The 14,475-nt window shown below is 72.6% G+C and carries 10 protein-coding genes; 6 read left to right on the top strand and 4 right to left on the bottom strand.

The features are described from left to right. The first annotated feature begins 26 nt into the window (after nt 1-26). The 5 genes from ACGFJ7_RS09375 to ACGFJ7_RS09355 all read left to right on the top strand — a co-directional run bounded on the left by ACGFJ7_RS09375 (nt 27) and on the right by ACGFJ7_RS09355 (nt 4,769). Nucleotides 27-2,021: a thioredoxin domain-containing protein gene (locus tag ACGFJ7_RS09375; RefSeq protein ID WP_392641751.1), complete on the top strand. Its 1,995-nt coding sequence runs from the start codon at nt 27-29 to the stop codon at nt 2,019-2,021. Between the two features lie 28 nt (nt 2,022-2,049). Then, nucleotides 2,050-3,189 carry a 5-(carboxyamino)imidazole ribonucleotide synthase gene (locus tag ACGFJ7_RS09370; RefSeq protein ID WP_392641749.1) on the top strand — a complete coding sequence of 380 codons (1,140 nt, stop codon included), beginning with the start codon at nt 2,050-2,052 and terminating at the stop codon, nt 3,187-3,189. Further along, nucleotides 3,189-3,686: a 5-(carboxyamino)imidazole ribonucleotide mutase gene (purE, locus tag ACGFJ7_RS09365; RefSeq protein ID WP_360244993.1), complete on the top strand. Its 498-nt coding sequence runs from the start codon at nt 3,189-3,191 to the stop codon at nt 3,684-3,686. The genes ACGFJ7_RS09370 and purE overlap by 1 nt, the downstream gene beginning before the upstream one ends. A 43-nt stretch (nt 3,687-3,729) precedes the next feature. Further along, nucleotides 3,730-4,158: a glutaredoxin domain-containing protein gene (locus ACGFJ7_RS09360; RefSeq protein ID WP_360244990.1), complete on the top strand. Its 429-nt coding sequence runs from the start codon at nt 3,730-3,732 to the stop codon at nt 4,156-4,158. Nucleotides 4,159-4,349: 191 nt separating this feature from the next. Beyond that, on the top strand, nt 4,350-4,769 hold the full coding sequence (locus ACGFJ7_RS09355) for a nitroreductase family deazaflavin-dependent oxidoreductase (RefSeq protein WP_392641747.1): 420 nt from the start codon (nt 4,350-4,352) through the stop codon (nt 4,767-4,769). 81 nt (nt 4,770-4,850) lie between these two features. Here ACGFJ7_RS09355 and ACGFJ7_RS09350 read toward each other — a convergent pair whose 3' ends face one another. The 3 genes from ACGFJ7_RS09350 to ACGFJ7_RS09340 all read right to left on the bottom strand — a co-directional run bounded on the left by ACGFJ7_RS09350 (nt 4,851) and on the right by ACGFJ7_RS09340 (nt 12,759). Continuing rightward, nucleotides 4,851-5,402 carry a thymidine kinase gene (locus ACGFJ7_RS09350; protein ID WP_360244984.1) on the bottom strand — a complete coding sequence of 184 codons (552 nt, stop codon included), beginning with the start codon at nt 5,400-5,402 and terminating at the stop codon, nt 4,851-4,853. Between the two features lie 607 nt (nt 5,403-6,009). Continuing rightward, complete coding sequence (locus ACGFJ7_RS09345; RefSeq protein ID WP_360244981.1) at nt 6,010-11,268, bottom strand: SCO7613 C-terminal domain-containing membrane protein; 5,259 nt, start codon at nt 11,266-11,268, stop codon at nt 6,010-6,012. A gap of 120 nt (nt 11,269-11,388) precedes the next feature. Then, nucleotides 11,389-12,759 (bottom strand): UDP-glucose dehydrogenase family protein, encoded by a 1,371-nt coding sequence (locus tag ACGFJ7_RS09340; RefSeq protein WP_392641744.1) that lies wholly within the window; start codon nt 12,757-12,759, stop codon nt 11,389-11,391. Between the two features lie 79 nt (nt 12,760-12,838). Here ACGFJ7_RS09340 and ACGFJ7_RS09335 point away from each other — a divergent pair, with 79 nt between their 5' ends. Continuing rightward, nucleotides 12,839-13,993 carry an acyl-CoA dehydrogenase family protein gene (locus tag ACGFJ7_RS09335; RefSeq protein WP_360244975.1) on the top strand — a complete coding sequence of 385 codons (1,155 nt, stop codon included), beginning with the start codon at nt 12,839-12,841 and terminating at the stop codon, nt 13,991-13,993. A gap of 62 nt (nt 13,994-14,055) precedes the next feature. On the opposite strand, the gene ACGFJ7_RS09330 is transcribed toward ACGFJ7_RS09335, so the two are convergent. Further along, on the bottom strand, nt 14,056-14,475 hold a 420-nt coding region (locus ACGFJ7_RS09330), incomplete at its 5' end, for a tetratricopeptide repeat protein (RefSeq protein ID WP_392641742.1).

Raw genomic sequence — 14,475 nt, 5'->3', positions numbered from 1 at the left:
CGAGCGGGGCGTGAGAGGCTGGTGGCATGGCCAACCGCCTCGCCGACGCGACCTCGCCCTATCTGCTCCAGCACAAGGACAATCCGGTTGACTGGTGGCAATGGGGGGACGAGGCGTTCGCCGAGGCCAAGCGCCGCGATGTGCCGGTCCTGATCTCGGTCGGCTACGCGGCCTGCCACTGGTGCCACGTGATGGCCCACGAGTCCTTCGAGGATGAGCAGATCGCCGCTCTGCTCAACGACGGCTTCGTGTCGATCAAGGTGGATCGCGAGGAGCGGCCCGACGTCGACGCCGTCTACATGACCGCCACGCAGGCCATGACCGGGCAGGGCGGCTGGCCCATGACCGTCTTCGCCACCCCCGAGGGGGAACCGTTCTTCTGCGGCACCTACTACCCCAAGAGCAACTTCGGTCGCCTGATCAGCTCGGTCACCAAGGCGTGGCAGGAGCAGCGCGACCAGGTGATCGAGCAGGGCGCCTCGGTGGTCAAGGCGATCGGCGGGGCCCAGCTGGTCGGCGGGCCGGTCGCGCCGATCTCGGCCGAACTGCTCGAGGCGGGCGCGCTGGGGCTGCTCAAGGAACAGGACGAGATCAACGGCGGCTTCGGCGGGGCGCCGAAGTTCCCGCCGCACATGGGGATGCTCTTCCTGCTGCGCCACCACCAGCGGACCGGGTCGGCCGAGGCGCTCGAGGTGGTCCGGCACGCGGCCGAGCGGATGGGGCGCGGCGGCATCTACGACCAGCTCGGCGGCGGGTTCGCGCGGTACGCGGTGGACGCCACCTGGACCGTGCCGCACTTCGAGAAGATGCTGTACGACAACGCGCTCCTGCTGCGGGCGTACACCCAGCTGTGGCGGCTCACCGGTGACGTCTACGCGCGGCGGATCGCCGACGAGACGGCCACCTTCCTGCTGCGCGACCTCGGCACGCCGCGGGGCGGGCTGGCGTCGGCGCTGGACGCGGACACCGACGGGGTCGAGGGGCTGACCTACGCGTGGACGCCGGCCCAGCTCACCGAAGTGCTCGGCGAACAGGACGGCGCGTGGGCGGCCGACCTGTTCAACGTGACCGAGGAGGGCACGTTCGAGCACGGCAGCAGCGTGCTGGTACTGGCCCGCGACATCGACGCGGCCGAGCCTGAGCTTGTCGAGCGCTGGACGGGCGTACGCCGCAAGCTCTATGAGGCCCGGCAGGGCCGTCCTCAGCCCGCCCGTGACGACAAGGTCGTCGGCTCCTGGAACGGGCTCGCGGTGACCGCGCTGGCCGAGCACGCCGTGCTGACCGGCGATCGCGCCTCGCACGACGCGGCCGTGGAGATCGCGACCGTGCTGGCCGAGCGGCACATCGTCGACGGCCGGCTGCGCCGGGTGTCCCGCGACGGCGTGGTGGGCGAGCCGGCCGGGGTGCTCGACGACTACGGCTGCGTGGCCGAGGCGTTCCTGGCCGTGCACCAGCTCACGGCCGAGGGGAAGTGGCTCGACGCGGCCCGGGAACTGCTCGACGTGGCGCTCGCCCGCTTCGCCACCGGCCAGGGCGGTTTCTACGACACCGCCGACGACGCCGAGAAGCTGGTCACCCGGCCGGCCGACCCGACCGACAACGCGACGCCCTCGGGGGTGTCGTCCATCGTCGCCGCGCTGGTGACGTACGCGGCCCTCAGCGGCGAGCCGGAGTACCGGGAGGCCGCGGACGCGGCGCTGGGCACGGTCGGGCCGCTGATCGGCGGGCATCCGCGGTTCGCCGGCTACTCGGCGGCGGTGGCCGAGGCGGCGCTCTCCGGGCCGTACGAGATCGCCATCGCCACCACCGACCCGGTGGGAGACCCGCTGGTCGCGGAGGCGCACCGCAGTGCCCCGGCCGGGGCCGTGGTGGTGGCCGGCGAGCCCGACCGGCCGGGTGTGCCGCTGCTGGCCGACCGCCCGCTCCTGGACGGCGTGCCCACGGCGTACGTCTGCAAGGGTTTCGTCTGTGAGCGGCCCGTCACCAGCCCGGCTGATCTGATTGCCCGCTTGCAGGCGTGAGCTGGGGCGTCGCTACGCTTGGCGTGCGATGGATACCCGAACCGGTCTGCCCGTAGTCGGCATGGTGGGCGGGGGCCAGCTGGCCCGGATGACCCACCAAGCCGCCATCTCCCTCGGCCAGTCACTGCGCGTGCTCAGTGAGTCGCCCGACGACAGTGCGGCGCTGGTCGCCGCCGACGTCCGGATCGGCACACACACCGATCTGGCCGCGTTGCGCGAGTTCGCCAAGGGGTGCGAGGCGCTCACCTTCGATCATGAGCATGTGCCGACGGCGCACATCGAGGCGCTGGAGGCCGAGGGGGTCAAGGTCTTCCCCGGCTCGAAGGCGCTCGTGTTCGCCCAGGACAAGGGCCTGATGCGGGACCGGCTCACCGGCCCGTTCACACCCCGCTGGCGCCGCGTCTCCGACACTTCTGACATCTCCGATTTCGCGGCGGAAGTCGGCTGGCCGATCATCGCCAAGGCGACCCGCGGCGGCTACGACGGCAAGGGCGTCTGGGTGCTCGACTCGCAAGCCGCCGCCGCCGAACTCGTGGCCACCGGCACGCCGCTGATCGTCGAGGAGAAGGTGCGGCTCAAGCGCGAGCTGGCCGCCCTGGTCGCGCGCTCGCCGTTCGGGCAGGTCGCGGCGTACCCGGTGGTGGAGACCGTCCAGAAGGACGGCATCTGCGTCGAGGTGCTGGCCCCCGCCCCCGGGCTCCCCGAGGACCTGGCGGTCAAGGCCCAGCAGCTCGCCATCGACCTGGCCAACGACCTCGGCGTGGTCGGCCTGCTCGCGGTCGAGCTGTTCGAGACCGACGAGGGCATCGTCGTCAACGAGCTGGCCATGCGCCCGCACAACTCCGGTCACTGGACCATCGAGGGCGCCCGCACGTCGCAGTTCGAGCAGCACCTGCGGGCCGTGCTCGACTACCCGATGGGCGAGACGTCGCTGACCGCCCCCGCCGTCGTGATGGCGAACGTCCTCGGCGGCGAGCCGGGCGGCATCTCCATCGACGAACGCCTGCACCATCTGTTCGCCGAGGACCCGGGGGCCCGCGTCCACCTGTACGGCAAACAGGTCCGGCCCGGCCGCAAGATCGGCCACGTCACGGTCCTGGGCGACGACATGACCTCGGTGCGGGCCCGCGCGGCCCGCGCCGCCCGCTGGCTTCAGGAAGGCAAGTAATGGCACCGCAGGTCGGCATCATCATGGGCAGCGACTCCGACTGGCCCACGATGGAGGCGGCGGCCCTGGCCCTGGCCGAGTTCGAGGTGCCGTTCGAGGTCGGCGTCGTCTCGGCGCACCGCACGGTCCGCAAAATGGTCGACTACGCCGAGTCGGCGGCCGACCGCGGCCTGCGCGCCATCATCGCCGGCGCAGGCGGCGCGGCCCACCTGCCCGGCATGGTCGCGGCCCTGACCCCGCTGCCGGTGATCGGCGTGCCGGTCCCGCTCAAACACCTCGACGGCATGGACTCCCTGCTCTCGATCGTCCAGATGCCGGCCGGCGTCCCCGTGGCCACCGTCTCGATCGGCGGCGCCCGCAACGCCGGCCTGCTCGCCATCCGCATCCTCGGCGCCGCCGACCCGGCCCTGCGCACCAAGATGGCCAACTTCCAGGCCGGCCTGGAGAAGCTGGTGGCCGAAAAGGACGCCGCCCTCCGCAGCCGGCTCCTCGGCTGAAGCCCGCCGGGTCGCCCGCCCGGCGCTGAGGTAGCGTCGCGGCATGGTGCGGAGGTGGCTTCCCTCGATCGTGGTCGTCGTGGCGGCCGTCTTCCTCGTCGGCGTGTGGCTCCGCGACGGCCGCGTCCTGACCGCCGTGCTGATGGGCGCCCTGCTGCTGGCCGGCGCCGTCGCGCTGTCGCCGCGCGGCTTCCCGGCCTCGGTCAGCGACGCCGCGGCCCGCGAGGCCAGCGCCCACGACGGACGCCCGATCGTCTATTGGCGTCCGGGATGCCCCTATTGCGCCCGGCTCCGCGTCTCCCTCGGCCGCCGCGCGTCCCAACTGCACTGGGTCGACATCTGGCAGGACCCGGCCGGCGCCGCCTCGGTCCGCGACATCACCGGCGGCGACGAAACGGTCCCGACCGTCGTCACCAGCGGTGACTCATTCGTCAACCCCTCGCCCGGGCTGGTGCGGCGACTCGCCCTCTGAAGAAGAGATACGGAATTGACGGAGAGCACCGCCGAGGGCACCGGGTCCGTCGTGGTCACCCTCCGCGCGCCGCCGCCGGGCTGTCCCGTCACTCGCGCTGAAAACCCCGCTTCACGCGCCGGCGCCGTGCACGGTCCCGAGGCCATCGTGAAGTTCGCCGGGGCGTGCGGCGGCGCGGGTAGGGTCGGCTCATGAGTTCTGCTATCGACCTGCATGGTGATCCGCACGTTGAGCGCTACCTCGCGACCAACGGCGAGGACGGGTTCCACTGGCGGAACGGGACCGAGATCCTGATCCTGTTCACGCGGGGCCGCAAGTCCGGGCACGAGCGTACCCACGCCCTGATCTTCCGCGAGCACGGCGGCGACTACCTGGTGGTCGCCTCAAAGGGCGGCACCGACGCGCCACCGGCCTGGTTCGTCAACCTCCAGGCCGACCCGCACGTCGAGGTCCAGATCAAGGGCGACCGTTTCCCCGCCCGCGCCCGCGTAGCCACCCCGGAGGAGAAGCCGGAGATGTGGGCGAAGATGGCCGAGGTCTGGCCCGACTACAACGAGTACCAGAAGAAGACCGACCGCGAGATCCCCGTGGTCGTCCTCGAACGCGCCTGACTGTTGCCTGCCGGGGCAACCTCTGCCCCGGCCCGCTTCTCGGCGGGTGGCCGACCACAGTGGCCGGCACCGCGTCCTGGGTCAGGGCAGGACCACGCAGCGGCGGCAGCGGGCCTCGTAGGTGTAGGTGCCGTCGTCGGGGAGCGCGGTCGACGGGGCCAGCTCGCGGATCATCGGCTTGCCGTGCTCCAGGACCTGGGTGTGCGTGGCGCCCAGGGAACGGCAGACGTCGCATACGGCACGCCGGTAGATGACCTTCTCGGGGGCCAGTTCGAACAGCGCCCGGACCGGGGCGAACAGCTGCCCGCGGTGGTCAAGGTCGATGCCGGCGACGACGACCTTGATTCCCTGGCGTACGGCGGCGCCCAGCTCCGCGATGTCGTCGACCGTGAACATGTGGATCTCGTCGACGCCGATCACCTCGAAGCCGCCGCCGGCCGCGCCGGCCAGCGAACTCACCTTCACGGTCTGCAGGCTTCCGCCGGAGCGCGACGTCACGGCCGTGTCCCGCCCGTGCCGGGCCGACTGATAGACGCGGTGCGGGATGCCGGCGTGCTGCAACGGCGACAGCAGGCTGATCATCTCGAGCGACTTGCCGCCCTTCATCGGGCCGAGGATCACGGTCAAATCCATGCCGCAGACCGTGCCATGCCCCTCCGCCGCCCGCCATCGGCCCACCGCCCCGGAGACAACTGCCACACCGCTCCCGCCCGGCTGTCACGCCGTCCCGGTGGGTTGTCGCGCTGTTCCCGGTGGGCTGTCGCGCTGTTTCCGGTGGGCTGTCGCGCTGTTTCCGGTCGGCTGTCGCGCTGTTTCCGGTCGGCTGTCGCGCTGTTCCCGGTCGGCTGTCACGCCGTTTTCGGTCGGCTGTCACGCCGTTTCCGGTCGGCTGTCACGCCGTTTCCGGTCGGTCGTCACGCCGTTCCTGGCCGGCTGTCACGTCGCTCGTGGCCAGCTGCCACACCGGCTCCGCGTGGAGGGATCCAGCCGGGGCCTATCGGAGCCAGGCTGATCGAAGGGCCTGTCGGTGCTGGGGCCTGTCGGCAGACGGGCTGATCCGGACCGTCGTGCGAGCGGGTTGTGCGGGTGGTGGTCGAAGTGCGGTGTGGCGGCGAAGCCGCCTTGCTTTGAGCTATGGCGACGGGAACAGCCCGGCAGCGGCACGCCGGGAATGACCACGACGGGCCCGATGCCCTCGGCGGTGCTGGTGGAGAATTCCGTATATCTGCGGTTTTAGGGGTTACCGCATGCGGACCAGGGCGCCTCGTAGGCCTTCGCGGGTGCGGCGGCGGTTTTCGTTTGTGGCGCCGACCCAGAGGAGGATGATGCCGAGTGGCACCAGGACCAGCCAGGGGCCTACCAGCGTGACGGCGAAGTGGATGGCGGCGAAGACGGTGGCCAAGGCGCCGACCACCACGGGAGCCTGCTGGCGGTTGCGGGAGCCGATGATCAGGGTGGCTACGGCGCCCAGCAGCAGCAGGACCTCGCGGAGTTCGCCGCCGTTGCCGGCCAGGACGATGCCCATGGTGGGGACGAACGCGGCCAGCAACGCCACGCCGTAGGCGGCCCAGCTGCTCAGGTCGGGGCGATGGCGCGACTCGATGACGCCGACGATCAGAGCCAGGGCGGCGAAGGGCAGGGTGTACGCCTCGGGGAGTGCGACGTCGGCCAGGGCGATGAACAGCCACCAGCCGACGATCTCGAAGCCCACGGCCAGCCAGAAGAGCAGGCGGCGCTGGTTGGCCGGACGGCCGGCCCGGGAAGCGGCCAGGCCGAGCACGGCGCCCCAGGCGGCGAGCAGGGCGGCCAGGTGGGCGGGGGAGTCGAAGGCCAGGACGCCGGCCAGGATGGCCGAGGCGTAGCCGCTCCACTCGACCGTCTGGGCCTCGAGACGGTACTGCGGGAGGCCCATCCGGGGGACCGTCGCCTCGAGGATGAGCAGGGCCGCGCCGACCGCCAGGACGCCGAAGGCGGCCCACGGGCGCTGGACGCCGGCGGCGATGGCGGCCGTGAGGACGAAGAACTGGCCCATCACGGCGGTGAAGAGCCAGCCCAGGACGCGGGCGTGGCGGCTGCGGCCGCCGAGGGCGGCGACCAGGCCGACGCCGATCGCCGAGCCCAGGGTGAACAGGGTCAGGGGCTGCTGGGCCAGGCTGCCGGCCAGGCCCGCGTTGCCGGCCAGCAGGCCGATCACGAAGACGATCGTGCGGGTGGTGCGCAGCAGCGACGCGCGGGTGGCGATCGGGGGCGGCGTCAGGGCCAGGCCCAGCATCGAGATCGTGAAGACCACCAGGGCGGCCGAGGTCGCCGCCGGGAAGCGCATGTGCAGGGCGATCGGCGTGATCAGCAGGGTGATGGCCAGGCCGGGCAGGATCACCGGTACGGACTCGGAGGCCTTGCCGCCGAAGCCGATGGCGGCCAGGGCGGCGGCGCCGGTGAGCAGCACGATGGCCAGGACGCTGGTGCCGTCGACGTAGCCGGCGGGCGGGGTGGACAGCGCCGGGATGGGGCCGTCCCAGATGTGCTGGGCCTGGGCCAGCGGGTCGATCAGGGCCGCCTTGAGCGCCGGGGCGATCGAGAAAAGGGCCAGGATGGTGGGTACGAGGGCCAGCACCACCGCGCTGGTGGCCGGGTCGACCAGCCAGCGGCCGCTGAGGCCGAGCGGGCGGCGCGGGCCGCGGAAACGGGTGTTCGACCAGTAGTGGTCGCGGGCCAGCGTGATGCCGGGAGCCGGGATGGAGCCGCGCAGCAGTTCGGCCATCACGCCGAGCAGGGCGGCGGCGGCCGCGTAGAGGGCCGTCGAGTACGGGGTGGGAATCGACACGAACGCGGTGACGGTCGCGCCGAGGACCAGGCCGACGGTCGCCCACGGCAGGTACTGCGGGATCTTGCGGCCGGCCAGGGCCAGCAGGGCCAGGCTGAGGCTGGACGCGGCCATGGCGGCGGTCAGCGCGACCTGCGCGTCGTGGCCCTGGTCGGCGGCGAGCGAGGCCAGCACGCCGGGCAGCGCCAGCAGCACGGCGCCGGTGGCGGCGCCGCCGATCTGGGCGCGGTGCCGGGGCATGCCGGTGTCGTCGCGGGCCAGGTCGCTCTCGGTCACCACGAACGGCGCCCAGAAGCGGCCGGGGCCGCCGGGCACGGCGTCGTCCTCGGCCGGGTCGGGGATCTCGGCCACCGCGGTCCGGGCCATCACGGCGGCCAGCAGGCCGACCAGCACGACCACCAGCAGCGCGAGCGCGGTCGACCAGGGCCGGGCCAGTCCGGCGCCGACCGCGTAGAGCAGCACGACGGCGGCGGCGCCGGCGCGGCACAGGGCGGCCCGCGGGTCGGTGGTGGCCACGGCGGCCATCACGTAGCCGATGGCGACCGCGCCGCTGATCAGCAGCGGCGACCACCAGGGCAGGCCCAGCGCGAACGGCGCGCCGATGGTGGCCAGCGCCCCGCAGACGGCGGAGATCAGGTACGAGAACGGGCGGGGCGCGGCGATGGCGGCCGCGAAGGCGACCATGAGCAGGGCGAACGGCGCCTGCCAGGCGCCGGGGCCGGGCGCCGGGTACTTGCTCAGGTCGGCGTCCCACACCTCGCCCAGAACCGTGATGACGCGGCCGGCGCCGGCCAGGGCCTGCCAGCCGGCGATCGCGCCGACCACGACACCGGCCACGGCCAGACCCCGGTTGGGCCCGCGGCTCCAGTCGGCCGGGAGCAGCGCCACGCCGAAGGCGACGATCAGCACGACCACGCCGGCCACGGCCAGCGGCGCGCTCGGGAAGGCCAGCGCGAAGACCCGGGCCAGCGCGCCGCAGATGGCGACGGTGGCGGCCGCGGCGGCGATGTCGGGGCCGTCCAGCACCCGGTCGCTGCGCCGGCCGTTGTCGATCGACTTGGCGAAGAACAGCAGGCCCGCGGCGACCAGCAGCAGCGCGCCGACCCAGACGTCGGGCGCGGTCGCGCCGGGGGCGAGCAGGGCGGCCAGGGCCAGCGAGATCGCTCCGAGGCTGGTGCCGGCCGTGAGCGGGGTGCTGATCTCGCGGCGGGCCACCTGGAAGACGGCGGCGTAGCTGAGCGTGGCGGCGACCGCGAGGAAGCCGACGGCCAGCGCGGGCACGGTGACTTCCGGGGTGGGCGGCGGGCCGTCGCCGCGGTCGGCGACGGCGAGCGCGGCGGTGACCACGGCGCCGGGCAGGGCCAGGGCGGCCGCGCCGGAGGCCCAGTCGCCGACCAGCCAGGCGTACAACCGGATCGGGATCTGCCGGGCGGCCACGGCGATCATCACGCCGGCCCCGGCCAGCGCGGTGAGCACGGCGGCGGTCAGCCACGGGGCGCTGAGGGCGGAACCGGCGCCGAAGAAGCCGACCACGGCGGCCGCGGCGACGTGCACGATCGCGATCCGCCGGGTGGTGGCGGCCAGGCCGGCCGCGCCGATGCCGACGGCGGCCAGGACCAGCGGCCACGGCGCCTCCGACCAGCGCATGCTCAGCGAGGCGGGCACGGCCAGGGCGGTCAGCGCGATACCGGTGACCGCGCCCTCGTGGCGCACGTTGCGGGGCAGGGCGAGCGCGGCGCCGATGGTGACGATCAGGGCGCTGAACGCGAGCAGCCAGCCCTGGCCCTGAGTCGCGTCGGCGAGCTTGGCCGCGTAGCCGGCGGTGTCGGCGTGCCAGACCGGGCGGGCCGCCTGGAGCGGGGCCAGAGCGGCGCGCAGGCAGTCGACGGTGAGGATGACGCCGACGATGCCGAGCGCGACGGCCGAGGCGATCTCGGGACCGCGCCGGACCTCGGCCGGCAGCAGGGAGGCGACGGCGCCGACGACCGCGACGACGGCGGCGGCCACCACGATGGTCCAGCGCGGCGACACCACGTCGGCGATCCGGGCGGCCGAGCCGACCAGGGCCAGGGCGAGCACCCCGCCGGCGATGTTGCGGGCGGTCAGGTTGTCGAGCAGCCAGGCGGCGGCCACCGTGGTCAGCGCGGCCAGCACCACGATCAGGCCGGAACGCATGGCGTCCGGCACGACCTGGGCCTGGAGCAGGGCGACCGACGAGTAGAGCAGGGCGCCCGCGCTGGCCACGCAGAGCAGGGCGAACGTGAGCTCGCGGAGCCAGTCGGCCGAGGGCGGGCTGGCCGGCGGGGCGAGCGGAACCGAACCGGCGGCGGGGGCGCCCGCCGGGCGGGGACCGGGGAAGATGCGGGTGCGCAGCCAGCGGCGCCTGGGCCCGGTCAGCCCGTGGATGATGAGGTCGGGCTCCTCCGGAGCCGACTCGGGCCGGGGCGGGGCGTCGGCCGCGTACGCGTCGGGGTCGGCCGGATCGGGCGCGCCCGGGTGAAGGTCGTCGTCGGCCTGGGCGAGCGTCTCGCGGTCGCCCGCGACCGGGCGCCCGAGAGGCCATCGCGGCAGCAGGCGGCCACGGCGGATCACGGTGGTGAGCAGGAGCAGGTCGAGTACGGCGACGATGGTCAGCGCCATGCCCCAGCCGGCCGGGCTCTGGATCAGCGGCTCGGCCAGCAGCAGGGGCACCGGCTGGACGGCGACGACGGTCGCGTAGCGCGGAGCGGCCAGGCGGGTGACGCCGGCGTAGAGGAAGCTGGCCACGGCGGTGATCGCGAAGGTGATGCCCAGATAGAGCGGGACGGGCACGTCGGCGCCGCCGGCCAGCTCGCTGCCGTGCAGCGCGAACATCGTCATGGGCAGCAGCACGAGGCCGACACCGGCGACGGTCTCGGCGGTCGAGCTCAGGCCGCGCTTGGCGATGCCGGGGGCGGCGACCAGGGCGATCGCGGTGGCCATGGCCAGGATGGTGGCCCGGGCCAGGGGGTTGTTGACGGCGACGCCGGCGAAGACGACGGCGGCCACGCCGATGAGCAGGGCGCCGAGGGCGAGCGTGATGTTCTGCACCGACTGCGAGGACGCCTCGGGCGGGTGGACCTCGCCGCCGGTGAAGCTGGCGACCCGGCGGGGCGGGGGAGCCACCCGCTCGGTGGGCGGCGGGTCGTCGACGAGCGCTGTCACGCCGTCGGTGGCGACGCCGGGTGGGCCGCTGTGCGCGGTGCCCGGGGCGGCCCAGTCCGGCGGCGGGCCGGCCGGGCGGGCCGTACGGCGCGGCGGCGGCTCCGCATCGACGACCGTACGTCCGGGCGGCGGAGGCGGCGGGGCGTTCCGCGCGGAGGCGCCGCCGGGCGGAGGCGGCGGGGCGTCGCGTGGCGGGCTGGTCCCGGGCGGGGGCGGAGGGGCGTCGTAGTCCGTGACGCCGCCCGGCGGGGGTGGCGGGGGAGGCGGGGCGTCCGGCCTGCGTACACGCCGGGGCTTTGCCGCCTTTTTGGCCTTTTTCTGCTGGTTGGCGTGCGACAGGATGTCGCGCTGGAACTGCGCCGCCTGGATCTTGGCGGCGATCTGGGTGCGCTCCTTCGCCGCGGCCATGTCGCGGATCTTCAGATCCGCGATCGAGGCTTCGATGCGGGCCAGCTCTTCGTCGTAGCTGTCGGGCTGTTCAGCCTGCGCCACGGAACCTCCTCGACCTGCCGGCCACCCGTCCACCTAGAGCATGCCCATACGACACCTCATTAGAACAGGCTCACGGGGGCGGAGATCTATAGAAAACGCCGCAGACCTCGTGCCCGGGTCTCAGGCGGGCGGCCGCCCCATCCCCCGATAGGACCACCCCGCCCGCGACCACTGGCGCGGATCCAGGCAATTCCGCCCGTCGATGACCTTGCGGTCGGCGACGAGCTCACCCAGGAGCACCGGGTCGGCGTTGCGAAATTCCGGCCATTCGGTCGCGACGAGGACGAGGGAGACGTCCGTCACGGCGGCCGTCATCGACTCGGCGTAGTTCAAGGCCGGCTGGGCCCGGCGGGCGTTCGCCATGCCCTGCGGGTCGTAGACGCGGACGTGCGCGCCGGCCGCGGCCAGGGCGCCCGCGACGGCGAGACTGGGCGCGTCGCGGACGTCATCGGAGTTCGGCTTGAACGTCGCGCCCAGCACAGCCACCGACGTGCCGGAAAGGTCCGGCCCGGCCGGGCCGACCGGCCGCCCGAGCAGCTCCGCCGCGAGGGTGAGCACCCGGGAGCGCCGGCGGGTGTTGATCAGATCGACCTCGTGCAGGAAGCGCAGCGCCTCGCCCGCGCCCAGCTCCTGCGCGCGGGCCTGGAAGGCGCGGATGTCCTTGGGCAGGCAGCCGCCGCCGAAGCCGAGGCCGGCCTGCAGGAAGCGGTTGCCGATCCGCGGGTCGTAGCCGATGGCCCGGGCGAGCTGGGTGACGTCGGCCCCGGCGACGTCGCAGACCTCGGCCATCGCGTTGATGAAGCTGATCTTGGTGGCGAGGAAGGCGTTGGCGGCCACCTTGACCAGTTCGGCCGTGGCGAAATTGGTCATCACCACCGGAACGTCGCGATCCTCGGTGGCCGCCAGGTCGAAGACGCCCTTGTGGGCGGCGCGCAGGCGGTCCGACGCCCACTGGCTCTTCACCCCGCAGACGATCCGATTCGGTCGCAGGACGTCCTCGACCGCGTACCCCTCCTGCAGGAACTCCGGTGACCAGGCGACCTCGACCCCGAGCCCGGGGTCGGCGTGCTTGGCGACCAGTTCCTCGACCCAGTCCGCGGTGCCGACGGGCACCGTCGACTTGCCCACGATCAGCGCCCGCTTGGTGAGCAGCGGGGCCAGGTTGATCACGGCGCTCTCCACGTAGCTGAGGTCGGCGCCCATGCCGTCCGCCCGCTGCGGGGTGCCGACACAGATGAAGTGAACATCGGCAAAATTCGCGATTTCCCGGTACGTGGTCACGAAGCGCAACCGGCCGGACGCGAGGTTGCGGCGCAGCAGATCGTCCAGCCCCGGCTCGTGGAACGGCACCTGGCCGCTCGCCAGCTTGGATATCTTCGCCTCGTCGACGTCGAACCCGAGGACCTCGTAGCCGAGCTCGGCGAAGCAGATGGCGTACGTGGCGCCGAGGTATCCGGTGCCCAGGAAGGCCAGACGGGGAAGCGTGATCACGTCTGGCATAACGATCCGGACCCTGGCGGGCGTACGCTACCTGCCAGTAACATCGCTGCAAACGAGAAGGGCATGGGCCATGAGCGAGTTCGACGCCTACCGGCTTTCGGAGGACCACGAGACCATCCGGGCCGCCGTGCGCGAGGTCTGCGACGCCCGCGTGGCGCCGAACGCGGCCGAGGCCGACGAGACCAGCGAGTTCCCCAAGGCTTCCTACGACGCGCTGCGCGCCTCCGACTTCCACGCCCCGCACATCCCGGTCGAGTACGGCGGCGCCGGCGCGGACGCCCTGGCCACCGCGATCGTGATCGAGGAGGTGGCCCGCGCCTGCGCGTCCTCGTCGCTGATCCCGGCGGTGAACAAGCTCGGCACGATGCCCCTCATCCTGGCGGCGTCGGAAGAGCTCAAGCAGAAGTACCTGCCCAAGGTGGCGTCGGGCGAGGCGATGTTCTCGTACTGCCTGTCCGAGCCGGAGGCCGGCTCGGACGCGGCGTCGATGACCACGCGCGCGGTCCGCGACGGCGACTTCTGGGTGCTCAACGGGGTCAAGCGCTGGATCACCAACGCGGGCGTGTCGGAGTACTACACGGTCTTCGCGGTCACCGACCCCACGTTGCGGTCGCGCGGCATCTCGGCGTTCGTCGTGGAGAAGTCGGACGAGGGGGTCTCGTTCGGGGCGCCGGAGAAGAAGCTGGGCATCAAGGGTTCCCCGACCCGCGAGGTCTACTTCGACAACGTCCGCATCCCCGCCGACCGCATGATCGGCGCCGAGGGCACCGGCTTCGCCACGGCCATGGCCACCCTCGACCACACGCGGGTGACGATCGCGGCCCAGGCGCTGGGCATCGCGCAGGGCGCCCTCGACTTCGCCAAGGGCTACGTGAAGGAACGCAAGCAGTTCGGCAAGCCGGTGAGCGACTTCCAGGGCGTCCAGTTCATGCTGGCCGACATGGGCATGAAGCTCGAGGCGGCCCGCCAGCTGACGTACGCCGCCGCCGGTAAGAGCGAACGAGGCGACGCCGACCTGACCTACTTCGGCGCGGCCGCGAAGTGCTTCGCCTCCGACGCCGCCATGGAAATCACCACGGACGCGGTCCAGCTCCTGGGCGGCTACGGCTACACCCGCGACTACCCGGTGGAGCGCATGATGCGCGACGCCAAAATCACCCAGATCTACGAGGGCACCAACCAGGTCCAGCGCATCGTCATGGCCCGCCAGCTCCTGAAGGACTGAACCGGGGCGTTTCCAGGGCCTGCGGTCAGGGTTCGCGCCTGGCCGCAGGTCGGATGCCGCACTTAAGACATTTTCCTAGCTTCCGCTTGTCGTTGACGTAGCTTTTCGAGAAGTGCGGTGTCTTTGGCGAGGTCGGGATGGCTGACCTGACGATCAAGGTCGACTACCTGTTCGAGTTCGCTGATGGCCTGGTCGAGCTCACCCTGTGCCAGGTGGACCGTCGCGATGTTGTATCGAGCGGTCGCCTCGCCGACTCGGTCACCAGTCCCGCGCCGGATAGGCAGGGCTTGCCGGTAGAAGGTCAGAGCTTGTCGCCGGTCGCCCAACCCCTCGTACACGGTGCCGATGTTGTTGAGAGTGGTGGCTTCGCCGGCACGGTCACCGACCTCGCGTCGAATGGGTAGGGCCTGTTGGTGGTAGGCCAGAGCCTGCTCGTAGTCGCCTAACACGTCGTGGACTTGGCCAATGTTGTTGAGGGTGGT

This window comes from Actinoplanes sp. NPDC048988, from assembly GCF_043197815.1.
Lineage (GTDB): Bacteria > Actinomycetota > Actinomycetes > Mycobacteriales > Micromonosporaceae > Actinoplanes.
Note: the sequence above shows the minus strand (reverse complement) of the source record. Positions and strands in the feature narration are given on the sequence as shown.